Source organism: Aequitasia blattaphilus, from assembly GCF_024721305.1.
Lineage (GTDB): Bacteria > Bacillota > Clostridia > Lachnospirales > Lachnospiraceae > Aequitasia > Aequitasia blattaphila.
Window position 1 is genome coordinate 217,810 of the sequence record NZ_JAMXOD010000003.1, and the last position, 14,147, is coordinate 231,956.

At 37.2% G+C, this 14,147-nt stretch carries 13 protein-coding genes and 1 pseudogene; 6 read left to right on the forward strand and 8 right to left on the reverse strand.

Translation table 11 applies throughout. From position 1 onward, the window contains the following. Window positions 1–10 precede the first annotated feature (10 nt). Window positions 11–625, reverse strand: coding sequence for a cytidylate kinase-like family protein (locus NHH15_RS03575; protein WP_262065274.1), 615 nt, complete (start codon window positions 623–625; stop codon window positions 11–13). Window positions 626–756: 131 nt separating this feature from the next. Here NHH15_RS03575 and NHH15_RS03580 point away from each other — a divergent pair, with 131 nt between their 5' ends. Continuing rightward, on the forward strand, window positions 757–1,650 hold the full coding sequence (locus NHH15_RS03580; protein ID WP_262065275.1) for a DMT family transporter: 894 nt from the start codon (window positions 757–759) through the stop codon (window positions 1,648–1,650). Window positions 1,651–1,702: 52 nt separating this feature from the next. Continuing rightward, a complete protein-coding gene (locus tag NHH15_RS03585; RefSeq protein WP_262065276.1) occupies window positions 1,703–2,443 on the forward strand; it encodes a MerR family transcriptional regulator in 741 nt (246 codons plus the stop codon). Window positions 2,444–2,475: 32 nt separating this feature from the next. Here NHH15_RS03585 and metF read toward each other — a convergent pair whose 3' ends face one another. The 7 genes from metF to NHH15_RS03620 all read right to left on the reverse strand — a co-directional run bounded on the left by metF (window position 2,476) and on the right by NHH15_RS03620 (window position 9,834). Continuing rightward, a complete protein-coding gene (metF, locus tag NHH15_RS03590) occupies window positions 2,476–3,354 on the reverse strand; it encodes a methylenetetrahydrofolate reductase [NAD(P)H] (protein WP_262065277.1) in 879 nt (292 codons plus the stop codon). Then, window positions 3,341–4,276 (reverse strand): LysR family transcriptional regulator, encoded by a 936-nt coding sequence (locus tag NHH15_RS03595; protein WP_262065278.1) that lies wholly within the window; start codon window positions 4,274–4,276, stop codon window positions 3,341–3,343. Before NHH15_RS03595 ends, metF begins: the two co-directional genes overlap by 14 nt. 10 nt (window positions 4,277–4,286) lie before the next feature. Then, window positions 4,287–5,588, reverse strand: coding sequence for an O-acetylhomoserine aminocarboxypropyltransferase/cysteine synthase family protein (locus NHH15_RS03600; protein WP_262065279.1), 1,302 nt, complete (start codon window positions 5,586–5,588; stop codon window positions 4,287–4,289). 121 nt (window positions 5,589–5,709) lie between these two features. Continuing rightward, window positions 5,710–6,822 (reverse strand): glycoside hydrolase family 172 protein, encoded by a 1,113-nt coding sequence (locus NHH15_RS03605; protein WP_330639142.1) that lies wholly within the window; start codon window positions 6,820–6,822, stop codon window positions 5,710–5,712. Beyond that, complete coding sequence (locus tag NHH15_RS03610; protein ID WP_262065280.1) at window positions 6,822–7,661, reverse strand: carbohydrate ABC transporter permease; 840 nt, start codon at window positions 7,659–7,661, stop codon at window positions 6,822–6,824. The genes NHH15_RS03605 and NHH15_RS03610 overlap by 1 nt, the downstream gene beginning before the upstream one ends. Before the next feature lie 15 nt (window positions 7,662–7,676). Beyond that, entirely contained in the window at window positions 7,677–8,552 is an 876-nt protein-coding gene (locus NHH15_RS03615; RefSeq protein WP_262065281.1) for a carbohydrate ABC transporter permease, read from the reverse strand. Between the two features lie 7 nt (window positions 8,553–8,559). Continuing rightward, entirely contained in the window at window positions 8,560–9,834 is a 1,275-nt protein-coding gene (locus tag NHH15_RS03620; RefSeq protein ID WP_262065282.1) for an ABC transporter substrate-binding protein, read from the reverse strand. Between the two features lie 171 nt (window positions 9,835–10,005). Between NHH15_RS03620 and NHH15_RS03625 the strand changes: the two genes are divergently transcribed. The 4 genes and pseudogenes from NHH15_RS03625 (at window position 10,006) to NHH15_RS03635 (ending at window position 14,044) form a co-directional block, all read left to right on the forward strand. Next, window positions 10,006–11,799: a sensor histidine kinase gene (locus NHH15_RS03625; RefSeq protein ID WP_262065283.1), complete on the forward strand. Its 1,794-nt coding sequence runs from the start codon at window positions 10,006–10,008 to the stop codon at window positions 11,797–11,799. 25 nt (window positions 11,800–11,824) lie between these two features. Continuing rightward, a pseudogene (locus tag NHH15_RS03630) lies at window positions 11,825–13,306 on the forward strand (response regulator); the annotation flags it as partial. A 14-nt stretch (window positions 13,307–13,320) separates the two neighbouring features. After that, on the forward strand, window positions 13,321–13,431 hold the full coding sequence (locus NHH15_RS15845; protein ID WP_416386572.1) for an AraC family transcriptional regulator: 111 nt from the start codon (window positions 13,321–13,323) through the stop codon (window positions 13,429–13,431). After that, window positions 13,424–14,044 (forward strand): YesL family protein, encoded by a 621-nt coding sequence (locus NHH15_RS03635; RefSeq protein ID WP_262065285.1) that lies wholly within the window; start codon window positions 13,424–13,426, stop codon window positions 14,042–14,044. The genes NHH15_RS15845 and NHH15_RS03635 overlap by 8 nt, the downstream gene beginning before the upstream one ends. The last annotated feature ends 103 nt before the right edge of the window (window positions 14,045–14,147 follow it).

The window sequence follows — 14,147 nt, forward strand, 5'->3', positions numbered from 1 at the left end:
CATTCCCTCCCTATTTATTTGTTTTTATTTTATAGACACTCTCCAACACAGCAACAACATCCTCAATCCCAATCAAACTCGTATTGAACAACATTGGGTGCGTTTCAATGGAGCCCCACACCTTTCCTGTGTGATTCTCATAATAATACTTTCTCTCTGCATCTACCTTCTTAATCTTATCTCTAGCCTTTTTCTCCGATATGCCATACATATCAGCAATTCGTGAAACCTTGTCTTCCTCGTTTCCATAAATAAAAACCGCTACGCAATTCTTACAATCCCGAAGAAGATAATCGGTGCACCTTCCAACGATTACGCAAGGCCCTTTCTCTGCCAGATTTTTTATGATTTTAGATTGAGTAAGATACATCTGTTCACTAAGAGGCAAGGAGCTCTCGTCTGGCTCTTTTTCGTCAGTATTTTCATAGGTGGACAAAAAATAATCCAGTGCTTTTTCATCCAATGTTGCAGCCGTTATATTGCTTATTTCCAGCTGTTCTGCTGCCATGCTTACTAAATTCTTATCATAAAAAGGTATCCCCAAACGGCTGGCAAGCCGCTTCCCCACTTCATGACCACCACTGCCAAACTGACGTCCAATTGATATCACTACATGATTTGACATAACAATCCCTCCTCCACTCACTTTTCTTTATAATCATTGTATCAAATAATTCACCACATTTCTACGTCTGTGTTGTGGTAATTTCATCTTTCTGCTAAAATAGCACAATAGAAAAAGATAAGGATAAAACGATGGATAAAAAAATACTTGGACACTCTTTCGCCCTGGTAACTGGAATCATCTGGGGCGTTACCTTCATTTCCACTAAAATACTTTTGATTCCCTTTAAGCCAATTGAAGTGCTTTTTCTTCGCTTCGTAATTGGATTCTTTGCTTTATTAATATTGAGGCCCAAAAAGCTTGGATTTACAGGTTTTAAAAGAGAACTTCTTTTTGCCTCAGCCGGCCTTACAGGTGTTACCTTCTACTTCTTATGTGAAAATATAGCCCTTACGTATACACAAGCCTCCAATGTAGGTGTGATTGTATCAATTGCTCCGCTTTTTACCGTGGTACTCTCTCGCTTTTTCATGAAAGAAGAGCGCCTTTCTCCCGCCTTCATCACAGGATTGGTTGCAGCAATGACCGGCGTGTGTCTCATTAGCATCAATGGTGCTCGCTTATCATTAAATCCCAAAGGTGATTTATTGGCTGTAGGTGCTGCTATTGTCTGGTCTTTCTACTCTCTGCTTTCAAAGAAGATTAGCAATTACGGTTATCACACAATCTTATCAACCCGTAGAATTTTTCTCTATGGTGTGATTTTTATGGTGCCTTTTTTGCCTCTGTTCAAATTTTCACCAGATATTGCACAATTAAAAAATCCACTTTACTTGTTTAACCTATTATTCCTGGGATTACTTGCTTCTGCCATTTGTTACGTTACATGGAATTATGCCATCAAAATACTTGGACCTGTTAAAACCAGTGTTTATATTTATATCGTTCCTTTAGTTTCTGTCATAACTTCTGTACTCATACTAGGAGAGCAAGTTACCCTCTTATCGATTGCAGGAACTGTTCTTACTTTGATTGGACTTTTGATTTCGGAACAGCCTTTCAAAAAAATAGCAAAAAACAATTGACCCTTACCTTAGGTTATGGCTTATCCTTTTAGATATAAGGAGGAACACCAATATGTATCACGTAACAGAAGTTGCCAGACTAACCGGTGTAAGCGTGCGCACCTTACACCACTATGACCGCATTGGTCTTTTGCTTCCAGATAAACTCAGCGAAAAAGGTTATCGGCTCTATTCGGAAGAAAATATCGATCGGCTTATGCAGATACTGTTCTTCAAAGAACTGGACTTCTCCTTAAAAAGCATTAAGGAAATCCTTGACCAGCCGAACTACGACCGAAAAGAAGCTTTGTTGCTGCAAAAGAAGCTGCTAAAAGCGAAACAAAAACAAATTCATCAGATGGTTCAGGTTCTGGAAAAGGCAGTAAAAGAAATGGAAGGAGAAATTACTATGTCAACCGAAGAAAAATTTAGCGGATTTCACTTTGACAAAAATCCTTATGAAAAAGAAGCACGTGAAAAATATGGAAACAAGGCAGTAGAGGAATCCCAGAAAAGACTTGATGGTTTAGATGCCAGTGAAAAAGAAAAACTAACCGAAGATATGAATGAAGTATTTAAAAAACTATCTTCTCTTCGTCACTTATCACCTGATACACCTGAGGCACAAGCCGCCATTGCAGAATGGTATTCTTTGCTGAATAACAACTTTTCAACTTATTCAAAAGAGGCTTTTAAAGGTCTTGGTGAGCTTTATGTAATGGATGAACGGTTTACTAAGAACATTGATGAGTTTGGCGATGGACTTGCCACTTTTATGAAAGAAGCCATGGCTGTTTTCGCCGAAAAAGAATAGCATTCAGGGTCAGCAGATTTGCTGACCCTGTTTTATAAATCTTTTAAAATATTGGGAATCTGTGCAAAGATATTTTTCGCAATTTCCGGTCTGTTCATTGTATAAATATGTAATCCATCCACATCATTGGCAATTAAATCAATCATCTGATGAACTGCATAATTGATTCCAACCTCTTGCATTGCTGCATCATTATTGTAGTACCGTTCAATCTTGGTAATCAAATCATAGGGTACTGTACAGCCACACAACTTTGTGGTTCGTAAAAGCTGCTTTGCATTTAATGCAGGCATAATCCCTGCCAAAATCGGTACGTTAATTCCAATTTTGCGGGCTTCACGAACCAAATGGTAATAGTAATTGTTGTCGTAAAAAATCTGAGTAATGAGAAAGGTTGCACCTGCATCCACCTTTGCCTTTAGAGCCTTCAAGTCATTTTCCATGCAATCCGCTTCCTGATGCACTTCCGGATAGCAGGCACCTGCAATGGAAAAATCTTCTGGAAAATTGCGCTGTATGTGAGCTACTAAATCGTTTGAATATTGAAAATCATTGGAACACACAATGCTGGCGTCCTGTGGCTTATCACCACGTAGGGCTAAGATATTTTCTACATTACATTCTTTCAGCTTTTGACAAAAATCATTGGCATCTTTTTTTGTGGATACAACTCCAGTAAAATGTGCAACTGACTCAATCTTATATTCGTTTTTGATTACATCCGCAATTTCAATTGTTTTTCCAATTGTAGAGCCACCTGATCCATAAGTGACGGAAATAAAATCCGGATTCAAATCCTTTAGTTTTTCAACAGTAGAATAAATCGAGCTAATATCTCCTTCTTTATTCTTCGGTGGAAAAATCTCAAAAGATACTGTTTTTTTCTTCTCTAATATTTTATTTATTTTCATAACAAACCTCTCCCAAATAGTTCTTCAGATGTGTAATATAACGCTCTCCCATCTGACTTAAAATCATATTTTCTCTAATTATATATCCAATCTCCATTATTGTGTTCGGGTTTTCTTTATCTGCCCGAAAGGGGATTGCAAGGTATTCCTCACCGTTTAGCTCATCACTTATAATCCCTGAGCAAAGTGTATATCCATTTAATCCTACCATTAAGTTTAACATAGTTGCCCGGTCATTTGCTTTTATAATTTGAGGATACTCATTTGTCGATAATATTTCTTCTGCAAAATAGAAGGACGTGTTATCTCCTTGCTCAAAAGACAAACATGGATATTTGTTCAATTGACTCATCCCAATTGATTTCTCTCTTGCCAGTGGATGACCTTTCCAGATGTAGACACAGGCTTCACACTCAATTAATGGATGAAATTCAATCCCTGCTGTTCTAAAAAGCTTTTCCATCCCTTTGCGATTGAATTCCGAAAGATAGAGCACGCCAATCTCACTTTTCATTGTACTTACATCATTCATAACATCCATCGTCTTTGTTTCCCGAATTGCCAACTCATATTTTGACACATCAAACTCTTTTGCCATATCGACAAAGGCTTTTACCGCAAAAGAGTAGTGCTGAGTAGAAACTCCGAATTTCTTCTTATAAGTTCCTCCCTCACCATATTTTTCAGAAACTGCCTGATATTGTCCATATATTAATTTTGCATTTTTTAAAAACTCAACTCCATCTACCGTTAAAGTAACTCCTCGTCTACTACGATGGAAAAGGGTAATCTTTAACTCCCTTTCCAATTCCTTCATTGCGTTTGTCAAAGAAGGCTGTGAAACATATAGTAGCTCGGCTGCCTTATTTAATGATTTCGTCTCTGCTATTGTTATAAAATACTTCAGTTGTATTAATGTCACGGTTTGCTCCTCAAAGTTTTTCTACAGTATAGCACGCTTCAAAAGCTGTATCCAGAGCCGAAATCAAATCTTCTACCTTTTCAATTCCTATTGACAAGCGAATCGTATTTCGTTTAATCCCCTGTTCAGCCAGCTCCTCTTCCGTACTTTGACTGTGGGTGGTAGTCGCTGGATGAATTACCAGAGATTTCACATCTGCAACATTTGCCAGCAAAGAAAAAATCTCCAGATGATCAATAAAGTCCTGGGCTGTTTTTTGATTTCCCTTTATCTCAAAGGTAAAGATAGAGCCACCACCTTTGGGGAGATATTTTTTGTAGAGCCTATGACTTGCTTCTGTCTCCAAGGATGGATGATGAACCGCTTCCACCTGAGGATGTCTCACCAAATAGTCTACAACCTTCAAAGCATTTTCTACATGACGTTCCATTCTTAAAGACAGAGTTTCCAGTCCCTGTAGAAATAAAAATCCATGAAATGGTGAAAGAGTCGCACCGGTATCCCGCAATAGAATTGCTCTAATATAGGTACCAAATGCTGTTGGACCTGCCGCTTCTGCAAAAGAGATTCCGTGGTAGCTTGGATTTGCTTCCGAAATCCATGGGTACTTACCACTGCTTTTCCAGTCAAAAGTGCCGCCTTCTATAATAACTCCTCCAATGGCTGTTCCATGTCCTCCAATAAACTTTGTAGCGGAATGCACTACAATATCTGCACCATATTCCAGTGGCCGAATTAGGTAGGGCGTGGCAAAGGTCGAATCCACCACCAGTGGAATATTGTATTTGTGAGCAATCTCTGCTATTTTTTCTAAATCCACCAAATTGGAATTCGGATTACCTAAGGTTTCAACAAAGATTGCCTTTGTATTATCTCTGATTGCTGACTCAAAGGCTCCCTCTTCTTCTGGATCCACAAAAGTAGTTGTTATGTTATTGGATAATGGTAACGTATGAGCCAATAGATTATAGGTTCCACCATAAATCGTTTTTGCCGCTACTATATGTTCTCCCGCTTTTGCCAATGCTTCTATGGTGTAAGTAATTGCTGCCGCTCCTGATGCTACTGCTAATGCTCCCGCTCCTCCTTCTAAAGATGCAATTCTCTCTTCAAAAACACTTTGAGTCGGATTCGTCAGTCTTCCATAAATATTTCCAGCATCACGAAGCCCAAAGCGGTCTGCTGCATGCTGTGCGTCGTGAAATACATAAGATGTTGTGGCATAAATAGGCACCGCCCGTGCGTCTGTACTTATATCGGCTTGCTCTTGTCCTACATGTACTTGTCTTGTTTCAAATCCCCAGTTTTTCATTGTTGTTCCTCCTTTTCTATATTTGAATCAATATTATCACCTCATTTTATAACCGTCCAATACGCAAAAAAGATAGCCAGTTATAATTTGAATCTATAACTGGCTATCTTTTTATTTACTTCTATCTTGGCCATCTTTCTTCTTTGCTCATCAACTTGTCAAATGGGCAATGAGGTTCACTTTGATACCAGTAAGCTACACTCGCCAAATCATCTTGTCTTTCAAAAAGTCCTTTGTAGCTTACACCTATTTGTTGGACTGTTACTTTTAAATCCTCTTCAAAGTATATGGGATCCTCTATATGCCAGCGATAAAATCCTCGCATCGGCGGACAATCATCATTGTGATAGGGATTATGAATCAATTCATCATTCTTACTATAGTATGGATATCCCAAGTACATAGAATTGTAAGTTTGTTCCACAGTTTTTCCCAGTTCCTGGTGTGCAAAACTCCAGGAGCCACCAAAATAGTCCTCCATTCCTGTTCCACAAATTGTGGGATATGGATCGTCTCCGTCTAAGAAAAATTTCACTTCTCCTTCTCCCCACCAATATCTTTCTAAAGTAGAAAGTGCAATATATGTTCCTACGTAATGCCCTTTCCCCTTAATTCCATCCACAATCACATAATCTTCACCGATATTCGTAATTCTTTGTCTGCGCCATTTTGCATGAAAATATGCGATATCTTCTGGTAAACTGTCATGAAGATTATAATCAATCTGATAGAAAAATGCCGGTATTTCATTTTCATGCTGATTTTCTAATGTGATCTTTGCTTTACTATGAAAGGGCATTTGGAAATAACTATTAAATCCTCTGTTTGGAATGACTGCAATAGGTAAAGAATTCACATTGCATTCTCTTGCAAATCCACAGCAGAAAAAATCTCCTAATGGACTCTCCACTGAGGGTACATCCTCATCATCCCAATACATACGTATTACTAAATCTCGAAGAACAAAGCAGTCAGCATCCGTGGTCTTATTATCTACAGTAACCCATATATGATTAATAATTCCGGCCCCTTCTATTTCTGCTAAAGTCACTGTCTTTCCTGGAGCAATTTGTCTCAAACAGGGATTACCCTTCCTTGATGGTCCCAAGTGACTAGCACTCCTGCCACCTTTTCCCTTTTCTCCTTTGGGATTCTCTGCATTAATAGTTCTGGATTGGATGTTCTTTTGCATTGGAAGACCTGCCAGTCCACCATACATCAAATTTGTATTCATTATTGCTTCACTCCTCCTGCCATAATTCCTTCCATAATCTGTTTTTCAAAAAACAGTACAAAAATAATAATTGGACACAATATAATCCAGCCCATTGTACTTACTAATTCCCATGGCATACTATAAGACATCTCTCTTGGAAGAGTAGTAATTGCAACACTCAGCACTTCAATTCTCTGTGAAAAGAACAGCGGTGTAAATAGGTCATTTAAGCAAGTTATAAAATTAATGATTAAAATCGTTGCAATTGCTGGCTTCATAAGAGGAAGTGTAATCAAAAACAACTTTTGCCACATATTTGCTCCATCAACCTCTGCTGCTTCGTCTAATGTCACGGGAATCTCTCCCAAAAAATTCCCCAATATAATCATTGTGAAGGGAATCAATGCACTTGTATACAGCACAACCAGCCCTGGAAAGGTATCCACAAGTCCAAACATCTTAAACAAATCATAAAGAGGTCTAGCTGTTACAATTCCTGGAACAAGCGCTGAAGCAACCAATGCTCCATAAGCCATCTTCAAACCTTTACTTACATATCTGGTAAATGCATATGCTGCCATCAAACATATAATTGTTGAAACCAGCAGGGCAAAAAACGTAATTATTCCCGTATTTTTTATCTTTTCTCCTAATTTCATCTGTGTAAATAACCGAATATAGTTCTCCAAGGTGGGATTTTCTGGTATATATTTAATTGGCGCGTTAAACAAATCCTGTTTCGGCGTTATGGAAGAAATAAACACCCAGTATAATGGGAACAAAATAATAAATGAAACTATTCCCGTTAGCACCCACCTAAAAATACCTAATGGAGATTTTTTCTTTCTTTTCTTCATCTTTCTCCTCTTAAATCAATCAAATTTTTTAATTGCCCGCAGCTGGATAAAACTTAGCACAACCATAACCAGGAACAGACACACTGCTATCGCCGATGCATAGCCTAGGTTTAGATTCGTAAAAGCCTCCTGCATAATTCGATACGCCACCAATGTGGTGGAATCTCCCGGCCCCCCAGAAGTCATAGCATATACAAGATCAAAACTCGTCATTCTCCAAAGTGTAAAAAAGATCGATAAGCTTAAAATTGTCTTCATTATATTGGGCAAAGTAATTGAGAAAAATGCTCGAATACTTCCTGCCCCATCTATCTTAGCCGCTTCATAAATGTCCGAAGATATAAATTGCAAGGCTGCTAAAACTAAAATGGCAAAGAAGGGTAAATCCTTCCACAAATCCACTGCAATCACCGCCGCTCTGGCTGATCCTGATTTGACCAGCCAATCGAAATGAAATCCCGGTACAATTCTTCTAATCAAATCATTTATCAGACCATAGGTATCATTAAATGCCCACCTTGCCGCCAATCCTGCCACAACCATGGGCATTGCCCATGGAATCAGCACAATTGTTCTAAGAAATTTCTTTCCTTTAAATTTCATATTAAGCATTAATGCCAGACAAACTCCTAAAACAAGATGAAAAGTCATTGAAACTATTGTAAAAATCGCAGTAAACTTAACTGAAGTAATCAATTTCGGGTCTGTTAATATCCGCATGTAATTACCCAATCCTACAAAATGAAATTCTTCACCTTTTAAAAGGCTCATATCGTAAGTACTATTTATAAATGTCATAATGATTGGGTAAATTGTCGTAAAACCTCTTACTAAAACCACTGGCAAAACAAGCAGCCATGCAATCCATAACTTTCTTTTCTTCTTTTCCATTGAACTCCTACTCCGTAATATATGTGTCTACAGATGTCTGTGCCTTTTCACAATATTCTTCCATTGTCAAGTCTTCTGATATATACTGCTGAAATAAAGAACCCATCTCACTAATAAATTCCATTGCTTGGGGTGCCATTGGACGTGCACGAAGTTCCGTTTCATTTACATATTCTTTAATTGCATCCAGACCCTCAATACCAATTTCTTCTAGTTCGTCACTATTTAATACATCTGATCTAGCAGGAATTCTTGAACACATCGCAGTATAATCAAGCTCTCCTTGTTCACTCGCTGCGTACTTCAGAAATTTCTCAGAGGCATCTTTATTCTTTGATGCACTGTTGAGTACGTACCCCCATGTAGACATATAAGCTGTCTTATTTTCAAAGGTGGGCATTGGCGCAATATGCTGCTTGTCTTCTCCATAATTTCCAGACTTAATAAAAGTGTCAATTGCTCCTACATACATAAAAACTGATGCATACTCTCCGTCAAAAAACTTCTGCATCATTGGGTCATACTGGTCTGCCAGCTGTGCAATTGGAGTCTCTCCATTTTTCATCATGTCGTACATGAATTTAACAGCCTCCTGTGTCTTTGGATTTGTCCAATCATAATAATCTCCACCAAAGAGATTGACAAAGGTTCCAATTGAATTAAAAACATAAGTTTTTTCCCAAGCGTCACCATATCCATACTGGCCATCTACAGAATTTGCCACCACATATTTTTCGAAATCTTCTTTTGTTTTGATTTCATCGATTCCAGCTTTTTCCATCTTCTCTTCATCTACCCAGAAAGCCAGAATATCCATAAAGCATGGAACAGAATAAACATTCTCTCCAACCATTGTCATTTCTTCCATGTACTCTTTTGGAAATTTTTCCAAAATCTCCGCAGACATAACGGTATCCTGAAGTGGTTCTAAATATCCAGTGTTTTTAAATGCACTCATCATTTCATCATTAATAGTGATAATATCCACGCTGTCATCACCCGAAGATAATATCGTAGTAATTTTCGCCTGTCTGTCATCCGTATTTGTCGGACACGCTACTGTTTCAATTTCTAACCCTGTTGCTTTCTCGGCCTTTTCAATATACTCATCAAAAGCATCACCAAAGGTAGTATCCTGAGACATAATTGTTATTTTGTTCGAACCTTCATTTTGTTCCACTTCCTTTTTGTCATTTCCTGCGTTTGGTTTCACACAGCCAACTGCAATACTCGCTACCATTGAAGCTACCAATAACAGACTTACTACTTTCTTCTTTTTCATTTTCATTTCCTCCTTCAGATTTTGTTTCTGAACACATCTTACAAAAATCGATGTGGATTATAAATATATTATTTTTCGCATCTTTTATACTATTTTTCGTATTCTATAAAACGTATTGTTTCGCAGAATTATTTCCATTATACTAATATCACAAGATAAATGAGGTGGAAAATGAAAAAAATATTTCGGTTTGTAAAAGGAACCTTCCGTGGAAAATTAATATTATGTTTCGTTTTGTGTGCAGTAATTCCAATTCTTACGATTGGATTCACTTCCTATTCAGTTTCTGTAAAAATTGCAAAGGATAAGCTGCTGGAAAGTACTTCTCTTTCCAGCCAGCAGGTTGCAAGAGCAATTACCGAACGTATGCAGCAGACAGAAAACATGGCGGACTCCGTGCATTTTAATCTCTATGCCTTGAATCAAGTCCCAAAGGAGCCTCTTTATCAGTATCTTGGTCAGTTTTCAACTGTAAGAAATAACATCACTTCTCTGGCAAACGCCTTTGATGTGTATCATATTAGTATATTTGTTCCTTCTGACAACTTCGTGAGTCAGGAAGGGCTTAACTTCCTAAGCTTTCATGATTTGAATAAGTACTTTGTTTCCAAAGAAAATTTTATTGGTATAGGTGCGTCCCCGAAGTGGATTTATCAAAACAATATCTCGTTCCCTGTCACTGTAACTAAAGGGAACCTACCTTCCGGAATATTAACCTGCTACCGTTCTACCCAAAACTCCTCTGGAGAATTCGACTATATCTTTGGAATTCACATAACTTCCAAAGAACTATCATCCATTCTGCAGAATTCTTACACAAATAGCGATATTAATTCATTTTTATTAGATGAGAATGGAACCGTTATTGCAGCCAGAGACGAAGCTCAAATCGGATTCACATTATCCAAAGAACGCGTTGATAATTATAGAAGTCACCTTAATGATTTCTCTTTTTCCACAAATTCTAACGAGGTACTGGTTGATGAAGTATATTCTAATTATACCTTAATAACAGAAATTCCTGATTTTTACATCAAACATAACACTGAAATCCTGGTCAATATTATCCTTGTTTCTTTAATTGTGATTGTTCTCATTACTATCCTGGTAATTATGTATGTCTCCGGAAGTTTGACAAAAAGAATCAACCAACTTTCCGTTGTTATGGAAAACACAAAATACGATCAAATACCAGAGCAAAACATTTTACCCTTCTCACCTCCTGCAAAGGAAGAAGATTTTGATGAAATTGACAAGCTTTCAAAAAATTTCGGTCAAATGCTTCAAGTATTAGATGAAAGTTTTAAGGATGTGCTGGACTTGTCGATTAAGGAAGAGCGACTAAACTACAGCCTACTACAATCTCAGATTAATCCACACTTTTTATACAATATATTAGGGTCTATCCGCACTCTTTTGTCTTTAAATAAACTGGAAGAAGCAGACCAGATGCTTTATGACCTGTCGAAGTTCTATCGAGGGCTGCTAAAAAAAACGAATGAACTGATTCCTATTAAAGACGAATTGGAGATTGCGACTCTCTATATGAACATGGAAGCGCTTTGTAAAAACAATGCTTTTGATTGGGAAATTCACATGGATGACGGCATTGAAAATTTTTTAATCTGCAAATTTACTCTTCAACCAATTCTGGAAAACTCAATTCAGCACGGAATTTCCAGTATAAATGATAAGATGCATATTCAACTATCTATTTCCTACAAAGAAGACATGATATCGATTCGAATTACAGACAACGGTTCTGGCATTGCACCTGATATTCTTGCCGATATCCAAAAAGATTTGTCCGAAAAAAACATTCGATATGACAAACACTTTGGCATCAACAATATAAATACACGTATTTCTTCATCTATTCAGGAATATGGAACCGTAAACATTCAGAGTGTTTTGGGAAAAGGTACCACTGTGCACATTTTAATCCCCCAAATACTAGAGAACTAGAGAGGACCTAGCTATGTATAAGATAATGATTGTAGACGATAACCACTTATCTATAGAGGGTATATACAATAGAATCAATTGGCAACAGCTAAATGCCCAAGTAACTCACAAAGTCTATGACGGAAAAATGTCCCTTGAGATTTTAAAAAGCGAGGCCATAGATTTGATTATTTCCGATATTGAAATGCCTCAGTTGGATGGACTGTCACTTGCCAAGGAAGCTTTGACCATTCATCCTAATATAAAAATCATTCTAATTAGTGCCTTTGATAAGTTTGAATACGCAAAACAAGCAATCCGTCTTGGCGCCTTTGATTACGTTGAAAAACCTTTAAACTATGAATATTTGGAACAAATTCTTAAGAAGGCTTTAAACTCTCTTGCCAACGAGCAAAAGAATCTAGCTATTCTTAAACACAGCAAACCATTAATGATTGACAATTTTTTCTTTGAGCTTCTTAATTCCACCTGCGAAGAAGCCAAATATAGTCTAGACAACTATCCCAACTATCTGAACTTGGAGTTAAATTACCGTTACTTTCAAACAATCATTGTGCGTGTAGAAAACGCGAAAGAAATCAAAGACCGCATAGGAGTTGAAAAATATCATGTGAGCTTGATGAGCATTTCTGATAAAATAAAGGAAAGTTTGAAAGATGATTTTTTCATGGTTCACATTCTTTCTAATTTTAATGAGTTAATTGTTATCATTGGGCATAACTACTCTAGCTCAAAATATTTTCATAAAAGAGCCACAGAGATTTTTACTGACCTCTCAAGCACTCTTCATACTCAGATTTTCGAAGTACATATAGGAATTGGAAATGTCGTGAAATATTTATGGAATTTGGCTCTTTCTTACGAAGATGCCTCAAAAGCCTTAGAATACTGCTTTTTCTTTCCTCAAAAAGAGATTTTTGACATCCGGGATACCATAGGAAAGGGCTTGCCTCAGGAATTCTATCAAACCCAACACGAAGAAGAACTCATTCAATTAATCTGTAAAAAAGATTTGGATGCTCTCGAAGAATGGATGAATCAGCTTGCAAGAGAACTCCTTGCAAATTATCGAACAAAACAACTTGTCTTCATACAGATTTACACTCTTCTGGGAAGGCTTTTAAAATTCTTATATGAAATGGATATTGACTCAAAAAACATCGAAAAAGAAATTATTGAAGTTTATAGTAAGATAGATGCCTTTAACAACAGCAGCGAAATCTTTAAATGGTTCAACAAAATTTGTAAACTTGCATGCGAAAAAATGAATGCTTCCATAAAAACTTACCATGACAGAACTTGTGCTTCCGTTATATCTTATGTAAAGGAACACTACAATGATGCTAACCTATCTCTCAATAACATTGCCGATTATGTCAACGTCAGTTCCTCACATTTAAGTGCACTCTTTAAAAAGAACAGTGGTACAAATATTTCCGATATCATTACCAGTGTCCGAATTGATGCCGCATGTCAGTTACTCACTAATACGACGATTCCTCTTAAGGAAATCAGTGAAAAATCGGTTATACTAACCAATACTATTTCAGTTCCTGTTTCAAAAAGAAAACAGGCAAAACACCTTCCGTCTATCGTGAGGAATACACCTTGAAGGAGAAAATGCATGAGTAATTTATTTTCAATAGAAGGAAAACTTTTTCAATTTTTAGGACGTCTTGCAGATCTTATAATTCTCAACTTTTTATGTTTGATCTGCTGCGTACCTATTATTACAATAGGAGCATCTGTCACGGCCTTATGCTCCGTCACTCTAAAAATGGCTAAAAATGAAGAAGCCTACATTTTCAGAAGCTTTTTCAAGTCCTTTAAAATGAACTTCAAGCAATCTACTATTGCTTGGTGTTTGATTGCTTTTGTCGGGATTATTCTTCATTTTGATTTTACAATTTCGGCACAGCTTCCCTTGGCCATCCGTAAATTAGTGCAAGGTGTTTCATTGTTTACTTTCTTTATACTTGCCTCCATAACAAATTACATATTTCCACTGATTGCTTCCTTTGAGAACAAGACTCATTTCATGTTTAAAAATGCGTTTCTACTTTCTCTTGGACGCTTCCCTACCACCTTACTTTTACTCTTGTTTACCATTGGCCCCTCCATACTTATGACAGAATCACCTCATATCTTTCTATTGGGAATCACTTTCTATCTCTTTATTGGAGTCTCAACAACCGCATTCATGAGTTCCTACCTTATAAATCGAGTTTTTAAAATTTTAAAATAGCAGAACAGGGATACTGATACTATATCTTGCATCCCTGCTCTGCTTTTTACTATTGAATATATCCTGCTTTACGAAGTTCTTCCATCGCTTTCTCAGTTCTTTC

Bases quoted from the DNA above. Each gene is read 5' to 3' on its own strand.
- NHH15_RS03620 (WP_262065282.1), bottom strand. From the start codon at position 9,834: ATGAAAAAGAAGAAAGTAGTAAGTCTGTTATTGGTAGCTTCAATGGTA.
- NHH15_RS03580 (WP_262065275.1), top strand. From the start codon at position 757: ATGGATAAAAAAATACTTGGACACTCTTTCGCCCTGGTAACTGGAATC.
- NHH15_RS03625 (WP_262065283.1), top strand. From the start codon at position 10,006: ATGAAAAAAATATTTCGGTTTGTAAAAGGAACCTTCCGTGGAAAATTA.
- NHH15_RS03600 (WP_262065279.1), bottom strand. From the start codon at position 5,588: ATGAAAAACTGGGGATTTGAAACAAGACAAGTACATGTAGGACAAGAG.
- NHH15_RS03610 (WP_262065280.1), bottom strand. From the start codon at position 7,661: ATGAAGAAAAGAAAGAAAAAATCTCCATTAGGTATTTTTAGGTGGGTG.
- metF (WP_262065277.1), bottom strand. From the start codon at position 3,354: ATGAAAATAAATAAAATATTAGAGAAGAAAAAAACAGTATCTTTTGAG.
- NHH15_RS03585 (WP_262065276.1), top strand. From the start codon at position 1,703: ATGTATCACGTAACAGAAGTTGCCAGACTAACCGGTGTAAGCGTGCGC.
- NHH15_RS03615 (WP_262065281.1), bottom strand. From the start codon at position 8,552: ATGGAAAAGAAGAAAAGAAAGTTATGGATTGCATGGCTGCTTGTTTTG.
- NHH15_RS03575 (WP_262065274.1), bottom strand. From the start codon at position 625: ATGTCAAATCATGTAGTGATATCAATTGGACGTCAGTTTGGCAGTGGT.
- NHH15_RS03635 (WP_262065285.1), top strand. From the start codon at position 13,424: ATGAGTAATTTATTTTCAATAGAAGGAAAACTTTTTCAATTTTTAGGA.
- NHH15_RS03605 (WP_330639142.1), bottom strand. From the start codon at position 6,822: ATGAATACAAATTTGATGTATGGTGGACTGGCAGGTCTTCCAATGCAA.